Origin of the sequence: uncultured Methanobrevibacter sp. (assembly GCF_946184425.1) — an archaeon.
GTDB lineage: Archaea > Methanobacteriota > Methanobacteria > Methanobacteriales > Methanobacteriaceae > Methanocatella.
On sequence record NZ_CAMHFP010000068.1, the window covers coordinates 1 to 7,010 of the forward strand.

Here is a 7,010-nt window from a genome sequence, read left to right on the forward strand (position 1 = left end):
CTTGTAGAAACCATGTCAAAATTTAAGTGAATATCGATGTTTTTTGCTTTTTTTATCAAAAAATTGATATTTGTTCTTTATTTTATATTTTGACATAGTATTGTTCTTTTAATTTTTCACTTGAATTTATTCTTCGCAAAAAAAATTTTCACTAAAATGCTTAGATTTTAATTTTGAACTATTTAATTGCTTTAATTTCTTTACACTTGAAATAATACTTAGTATTGATTAAAAAAACTAATAATTAGTAATAAATAGTAGAATGGAGAATAATTATTAATATGTACGCTAAAATAAACTATTCTCCACATTATTATTTGAATTCTAGACATTTAAACCTTTTGGATTTTGGACTTGAGATTAGTGGGAAAACTCAAGAAGAAAAACTGTTTAAAATTGGTCAAAATTAAAATAGATTACTTGACTTCGTTGAATTAACATTTAATTATGCAAAATGGATATTTCCAAAGTATTCCTGTGATTATAGTAACCATATTTACAATCAACCACAGTTATTCACCATTTTGGCAATGAAAACTTACTTAAAAACAACATATCGTGAAATAATTGAAATTTTAGACGTTTCTGATAAAATAACAAAATATTTGAAACTTAATAAGCTACCTCACTACACTACAATCCAGAAATTCTTTGTAAGAATGTTAGACACAAAATTAAAAGATTTAAACAAATTATTATTATTTATACAGCCAATTGATTGTGAATTGGCCGCTATGGATGGAACAGGACACACAAGTGATTATGCAGACCATTATTATGCAAAAATTAGGGGAAAATGCCGAAAAAGCTACATTAAAAACCATATCGCCATCGATGTCGACACAAGAATGATCCTAAATTACGCAGCAAATAGAGGTCCAAAATACGATACACAATTCGCAATCGCATCAATAAGACAATTAAAACCATACAAACCACACTACATCCTAGCAGACAGAGCATACGATACAGAACCTATAAGGAAATGTATGAATGAAGAAGTGGGAGCATTCGACCAAATACCATTAAAAAAAACGAGCAAAAACAGGACATTACAGACTAAACAGTTCAACAATCTTCTGGCATGACGTTTATGCACGAAGAATGAATGTAGAAAGCGTAATATATATAATAAAAAGAAGATTCAACGGAGGAAACTATAGTAGAAGCACAACACTTCAAAATAAAGAAACAAAACTCAAAGATGTATTGTACAATATTTATAGAGCAATTCAGGTATTTTAAAAATGGTTTCTACAAGGTTAATTTTTATTAAAAAAAAACAGCATATAAAAATTTGAAATTTAATTAAATAACTAACATCCATTGCATTAATTGACAATTTAACTGCTCATATACTATCAAAGGAAAAATTAGATATTTCCATCAAACTTATATTTTAATTTAAATATATAAAAATAGATAAAATTCCTAATCTTTTAGCCCATTAAAAGCAGTATTATTTCCAAAATCTTGGATAAGTATCAGGTTTCATGAAAACCTTAGAAACATTAACTGCAAAACCATTGTCAGCCTCGAAAAGTTCGTTACTAGTTAATAAGGAATTACCGGAAGCAACTAATTCACCTTTTAATGTTTCAATTGCTACAATATCATTTTTCTGAATATTGTCTGCTAAACTTACTATTCCGCCACAGGCTAAATCAGCACCATGACAAACTGCATCAACGGCAGAATCTTTAATAATAATTTTTGGCAGATAATCCGCTGCCCTTTCCATAGGCATTATTGCCTGACGTAAAAACGACTCATCACCATCTTCCTTCCAAAAATGAAATGCATCAGTAACATCCTGTAATGTAACAAGATTATTTTTTTCTGTAAATGAACCTACCTGTGTTCTTCTAAGTTCAGCCATATGAGCTCCAACACCTAAAGCTTCACCAATATTATGGCAATAAGTTCTCACATAAGTTCCAGCTTCACAACCAATTCTAAATAGAACATCCCTTCCTTCAATTTCATAAATAGTGGAATAATAAATATTACGTGTTCTCATTTCCCTTTTTACAGCAGATTTTACAGGAGGAAGTTGGAATATCTTACCTGTGAATTCATTAAAAACTTCACGAATTTTATCTTCTGGAACATCCCGATGGAATGTCAGCAAACATACATACTCTTTAGGAGCTGTTAAAAGAAGTTGTATTGCTCGGGTAGCGTCATTTAAACCAACTGGTAAAATTCCAGTTACCTTCGGATCTAAAGTACCACCATGCCCAGATTTTTCTAAATTTAAAATACGTTTAACCCAAGAGTCTATTTCATGAGATGTTGGTCCTGAGGGTTTATCCAAATTAATAACCCCTTTAGAAATATATTCAACAATATCCCTTTTTTCAGGTTTGCAACCAAATTCAGGATTTGTAAAACTTTTAGATTTAGTAACCATATCAAATTTCATGAAAAAACCCTTAAAAAAAATAGTAATAAAAAAAGTTATGAATAATAATTAAATTATTCATTGAATTTATAAGTCAGCTAAAGCTGCTTTGATAGAATCTGCATCACCAGAAACATCGATAGAATCTTCTGTTGGTTCTAAGTGAGCAATATTACATCTTCTGTTTTTTACAGCTTCACCAATAACTTCTACAAAGTTTTCATCGATAATTTCAACAATTGCGCATTTTTCACCTGCTTCTCTACCAGCAGTCTTAACACATACTCTACCTACTTCGATTGATGCCATTTATATCACCTTTAATGTTTGAATAATGATTTCTGATACATTTTCAGGATTAAAAGTATCAGTATTTATAATTAAATCATAGATATCCATATTTGAAATATCAATATTATGGATTTCCATATATCTTAAGGCTTCGCTTTTTTCACGAATAATAATTTCGTCTTTAGCTACATCTACAGATTTATCTTCCCTTTCAGCGATTCTTTGAGAACGAACATCAAATGGTGTTACCAACCAAAGTTTCAAATCAGCATTATCAACGAAAAATGCTGATAATCTTCCTTCAATAATTAGATTGTCTGAAGATTTAGCTTTTTCAGCTTGCCTTCTGTCAATTTCTTTATCAATATCATCATTACCTTCAGCAAATTTACTAAATTCAAGAACACTCATACCTCTTTCAGCAGCCATTTCTCTAAAAACAAATCCTGCAGAAATATAAGGAATATTCAACTTTTCACTGAGCAATTCAGCAGTTGTAGTTGTTCCTGTACCCGCCAATCCGCCGATAGTAATTATCATTATTTTCTAGCCTCGTTTTTGAAATGTTTACGAGCACAGCTTGAACATAAGTAACCACCGAATGGACGGTTAGGTCTTTTAGCTGTTTTTGATAATTTTCCTATTTCATATGGACGTCCACGTGGAACACCATGTAAAACTGCACCACATTCAGCACAAACATGCTTAGATGGTTTTTTCTTTTTATATCTTAAAACATTTTCTCCACCAGGAGTGTTTTTATGAATTCTTTTATATGATCTTGATCTAAACCTATTTGCAGGCATTTAATCACCTAATAATTAATTTTTAAATAAATTTAATAAATGTGTAATAGCGTATTCAAAATAGAATACTATAATATCTCTTTTTCATCATTAATAAATGTATGTTTAAAAGGTTGATTTTAGAACCCTTGTTTGAATCCTAAGAATTTTCTTATAATCTGACTCATACCAAAAGTACATATCATATACCATAATAACCAACCAATACCATACGGAATAGTTGCTGTACCACCATATACAAAATGACCAATAAAATGCCATACTGGAGTTAAAGTAACCCAATATACAGTTTTAGGTAAAATAATAACTAGATTATGAATTGCAGAATTTCTCAACCAGAAAAATATCAAAATAATCGGAACAAAAGTAACAATCATTGGTTTGAACTGATTTGTCATCATTTTACTTTGCATTTGCATCATATCTGCCTGTTGAGCCTGAAGCTCAGCAACACGTTTACCGTCTCCCCTCTTTTGAGCATCTCTAAGTTCACTTTGGAACTCCTTCATTTTTACTTGCACATCATTCATTTCATCTTGGTCAACCAGATATTTATTAGCAATAGTTGTAATTAATGAAACGAAAAATGCAATAATTAAAACAGTCAAAGCCGGATTAGCTGGGTTAGGGTCTAAAGCTAAAATTGGATTGAAAATTGCATTCATTGCACCATAGACCATTCCAATTGGATCAACCATAATCATACCTCATAAATTTAATACATTAACTAATTTTGAAACTGAAGAATTTAAATGATTATCATGATTTTCAACAATTTTAACAGTAGCTCCAGTTAATGTGGCATATGCCATAGAAGTAGCTCTGTTCATTTGCTGATGTAAATCTATTTCTTTTGCTTTTTGTACATCTCTAGAACGTGTATCATCATTTAATCTTCTGTAAATGATTTCATCGGGATTAGCTTCAATCAATATGAAAAGATCTGGTTGTAATTGTTCTAAAACCCAAATTGGCAAACCTGGTAAAAATCCAGATGGAGTGTTAATAGTACAATGAGTATCTACAATAACATTATCATTTTCAGATCTTCTTTTAATCTCTTTAGCAGCTTCAGCTTGAATTTCTTTTTGAGTTTCAGCTGGTAATTTTCTTAAAGAATCCCTATCTTCAACAATTTCTTTTTCAATTGCTATCTCAGTCATTATGTCACCATAATTCAAGTGAACATAATCAACTTCTTCAAGTGCTTTGTTAAGCAATGTTGTACTTCCAGAACCTGGAATACCTGTTAATACTACTAATTTCAATTTAATCCCTCACCTTTTTTTAAAAAAGATAAAAATTAGGAGATTTAATCTCCTCCTAAAACTTTCCTAAGAATTGGATTTGCAGACATAAGTTGTTCCTCTGCCATTTCTTCATAAAGTTTATGAATAATACCGACAGTAAGTAAAACACCAGTACCTCCACCTAAAGCACCTGTTAAATCTGCAAGGAAAGCAATAAGACCCACATAAATACCACTTATAATGGTTAATGCAGGAATATATTTTTTTAATATTTTATATAATTGACGTTTACTACTTCTAAAACCAGGAATTTGTATACCTGAATTATAAAGCTGTTCTGAAATCTTTTTAGCATTTAATCCACTAATTTCTACCCATAGATATGAGAACAACATACAACATGCAATGAAGAAAATTGCATAAATAAGTACATGAAGCGGTTCTGTTACAAACATATACCATTTAGGTGTTGATAATGCCCATGCAATACCATCAATAGGTTTACCATTTTGAATATGGCCAAAGATAGGCACTCCTACTTTTTGGAAAAGATTTGCAAATAATGTTACGTTTACAAGTAATGCACTTGTTAAAATTACAGGCATGTTACTTGAATAAACAAATTTTAACGGATATTTACCAACAGATCCCCTAATTCTTCCGTGTCCTCTAACACTACCGTGAGAAATAGGAATTTCAACCCTCATAGCTTCACCATAAAGAACAACTAAAAATACAACAATAGTTGCAAACAATGGAATGAGAATAGTGAAATCATATACTCCTGTAGTTGCCAATTGGATAAATTTTGGAATAATACCTGCTAGTAAACCATCAGTACCGCTTAAAATACTGAAAGAACCTACAATAATTGCTTGACATACACCTGCCGCAATGAATAAACCTATCCCACTTCCGAATCCCCATTTGGATACAACTTCATCGAGATAGATAATAACTAATGCACCAACAACAAGTTGTGCGACTAATATTAATGTATATGAACCGTCGATAGGAGTAAGATTTCCGGTAAATACTAATACACTAGCTTCAAAAATTGTAAAAACAATTGATAAAACTTTTTGTGTAGCTTGGAAGTGAGATTTATCCTTATGAGAAGACAAATCCAAATCCAAAAGATTTGAACCAACTAACAGTTGTAAAACAATGGAAGCAGTAACAATTGGCCCGATACCTAAAGTAAGAATAGAACCAAAACTTCCAGCCATTACAGCTCTTAATTGAGCAAGGTTATCGATAGCTCCTGGAGCAAGACCGTATAATGGAATTAAAGTCAATATAAAATATACTACTAAAACAAGAGCTGTCCATTTAAGTTTTTCATTAAAATCTTCTCTGTGAACAGGAGATTTTACTTCTGGAATAAACCTAAATATTGGCTCTAAAACTTCTAGTGATGACATTTTATTCCTCTATCATAAAGGAAAAAGCTATAATTCTATAGCTTCTCCTCCTAATTCTTCAATTTTTTCAATAGCTGATGCTGAAAATTGAGGTGCTGAAATTTTGAAAGCTTTAGTAATTTTACCTTTAGCTAAAACTTTATCATAACCTAAATCAGTGACATCAATAACAATAGCATCACCATCTTTAGATGCTACACCTTTAGCGATTAAATTTTCAGCTTGTTCTTCTAAGTAACTTAAATTAACTGCATTAATTTTTTTAATCATTTTTTGAGGTCTTTTGAAACCATGTTTACCAAAGTGGTCTGGGTCGTGAATTACAGTCCAGGTCCAGTGTTGTTTGCCCATACCTGCTTTTCCTTTACCACCTTTGTTACCTGCACCTCTACGTTTTTTAGTACAGCCTCCACCGTTGGATCTAGAACCTCTTTGTTTGTTAATTTTACGTTTTGTTCTAATCATAATATACACCTGTTTTAAAGCATTCTTGTTGCAAGGTCTTTAATATCTTCTCCCCTGTAACCTAAAGATCCACCTTCGTTAACAGATAAACGAATATCTTCATATCCTTTTCTTGGAGGGTGTAAACGGAATACAGGTTTAATACCTACATCAGCCAATTTAACTTCAGAATTAATTAAAGCTTCAGCTAATTCTGCAATGTTGTTATAATCAGAATTTTCTGCTACATACTCATCAGTAACTTTGTTGTTACCTGGGAGTCTACCTCTTTTAGCGATTATTTTTGCTAAAATTTCAGCATCAATTTCTCCCCAAGTGATGTAATCCTTAGCTTTTTGAAGCATACCTTCGTAACTAGGATTTTCTTCAA

The 7,010-nt window shown here is 31.3% G+C and carries 11 protein-coding genes; 2 read left to right on the forward strand and 9 right to left on the reverse strand.

Annotation, left to right across the window (positions count from 1 at the left end):
- Nucleotides 1-605: 605 nt before the first annotated feature.
- Entirely contained in the window at nt 606-1,088 is a 483-nt protein-coding gene (locus Q0P94_RS10125; RefSeq protein WP_295116254.1) for a transposase, read from the forward strand.
- Nucleotides 1,089-1,104: 16 nt separating this feature from the next.
- A complete protein-coding gene (locus Q0P94_RS10130; RefSeq protein WP_295116256.1) occupies nt 1,105-1,245 on the forward strand; it encodes a hypothetical protein in 141 nt (46 codons plus the stop codon).
- A 214-nt stretch (nt 1,246-1,459) separates the two neighbouring features.
- On the opposite strand, the gene Q0P94_RS10135 is transcribed toward Q0P94_RS10130, so the two are convergent.
- The 9 genes from Q0P94_RS10135 to Q0P94_RS10175 form a co-directional block, all read right to left on the reverse strand.
- Nucleotides 1,460-2,425, reverse strand: coding sequence for an RNA-guided pseudouridylation complex pseudouridine synthase subunit Cbf5 (locus Q0P94_RS10135; protein ID WP_295116258.1), 966 nt, complete (start codon nt 2,423-2,425; stop codon nt 1,460-1,462).
- Between the two features lie 66 nt (nt 2,426-2,491).
- Nucleotides 2,492-2,713 carry a 50S ribosomal protein L14e gene (locus tag Q0P94_RS10140; protein WP_295116260.1) on the reverse strand — a complete coding sequence of 74 codons (222 nt, stop codon included), beginning with the start codon at nt 2,711-2,713 and terminating at the stop codon, nt 2,492-2,494.
- A complete protein-coding gene (gene cmk / locus Q0P94_RS10145) occupies nt 2,714-3,235 on the reverse strand; it encodes a (d)CMP kinase (protein WP_295116262.1) in 522 nt (173 codons plus the stop codon). It lies immediately after the preceding gene.
- Nucleotides 3,235-3,501 (reverse strand): 50S ribosomal protein L34e, encoded by a 267-nt coding sequence (locus tag Q0P94_RS10150; RefSeq protein WP_292753352.1) that lies wholly within the window; start codon nt 3,499-3,501, stop codon nt 3,235-3,237. Before Q0P94_RS10150 ends, cmk begins: the two co-directional genes overlap by 1 nt.
- A 119-nt stretch (nt 3,502-3,620) precedes the next feature.
- Nucleotides 3,621-4,199: a DUF106 domain-containing protein gene (locus tag Q0P94_RS10155; RefSeq protein WP_295116265.1), complete on the reverse strand. Its 579-nt coding sequence runs from the start codon at nt 4,197-4,199 to the stop codon at nt 3,621-3,623.
- A gap of 9 nt (nt 4,200-4,208) precedes the next feature.
- A complete protein-coding gene (locus tag Q0P94_RS10160; RefSeq protein ID WP_295116267.1) occupies nt 4,209-4,769 on the reverse strand; it encodes an adenylate kinase in 561 nt (186 codons plus the stop codon).
- Between the two features lie 44 nt (nt 4,770-4,813).
- Nucleotides 4,814-6,175 (reverse strand): preprotein translocase subunit SecY, encoded by a 1,362-nt coding sequence (gene secY, locus Q0P94_RS10165; protein ID WP_295116269.1) that lies wholly within the window; start codon nt 6,173-6,175, stop codon nt 4,814-4,816.
- Between the two features lie 27 nt (nt 6,176-6,202).
- The gene (locus Q0P94_RS10170) at nt 6,203-6,640 is read right to left on the reverse strand and encodes an uL15m family ribosomal protein (RefSeq protein ID WP_295116271.1); all 438 of its coding nucleotides are present in this window, start codon (nt 6,638-6,640) and stop codon (nt 6,203-6,205) included.
- Nucleotides 6,641-6,654: 14 nt separating this feature from the next.
- On the reverse strand, nt 6,655-7,010 hold a 356-nt coding region (locus tag Q0P94_RS10175), incomplete at its 5' end, for a 50S ribosomal protein L30 (RefSeq protein ID WP_295116272.1).

Excerpts from the sequence above, each read along its gene's own strand:
- Q0P94_RS10135 (WP_295116258.1), bottom strand. The coding sequence starts at position 2,425 with ATGAAATTTGATATGGTTACTAAATCTAAAAGTTTTACAAATCCTGAA.
- Q0P94_RS10140 (WP_295116260.1), bottom strand. The coding sequence starts at position 2,713 with ATGGCATCAATCGAAGTAGGTAGAGTATGTGTTAAGACTGCTGGTAGA.
- Q0P94_RS10150 (WP_292753352.1), bottom strand. The coding sequence starts at position 3,501 with ATGCCTGCAAATAGGTTTAGATCAAGATCATATAAAAGAATTCATAAA.
- Q0P94_RS10170 (WP_295116271.1), bottom strand. The coding sequence starts at position 6,640 with ATGATTAGAACAAAACGTAAAATTAACAAACAAAGAGGTTCTAGATCC.
- Q0P94_RS10155 (WP_295116265.1), bottom strand. The coding sequence starts at position 4,199 with ATGGTTGATCCAATTGGAATGGTCTATGGTGCAATGAATGCAATTTTC.
- Q0P94_RS10130 (WP_295116256.1), top strand. The coding sequence starts at position 1,105 with ATGAATGTAGAAAGCGTAATATATATAATAAAAAGAAGATTCAACGGA.
- cmk (WP_295116262.1), bottom strand. The coding sequence starts at position 3,235 with ATGATAATTACTATCGGCGGATTGGCGGGTACAGGAACAACTACAACT.
- secY (WP_295116269.1), bottom strand. The coding sequence starts at position 6,175 with ATGTCATCACTAGAAGTTTTAGAGCCAATATTTAGGTTTATTCCAGAA.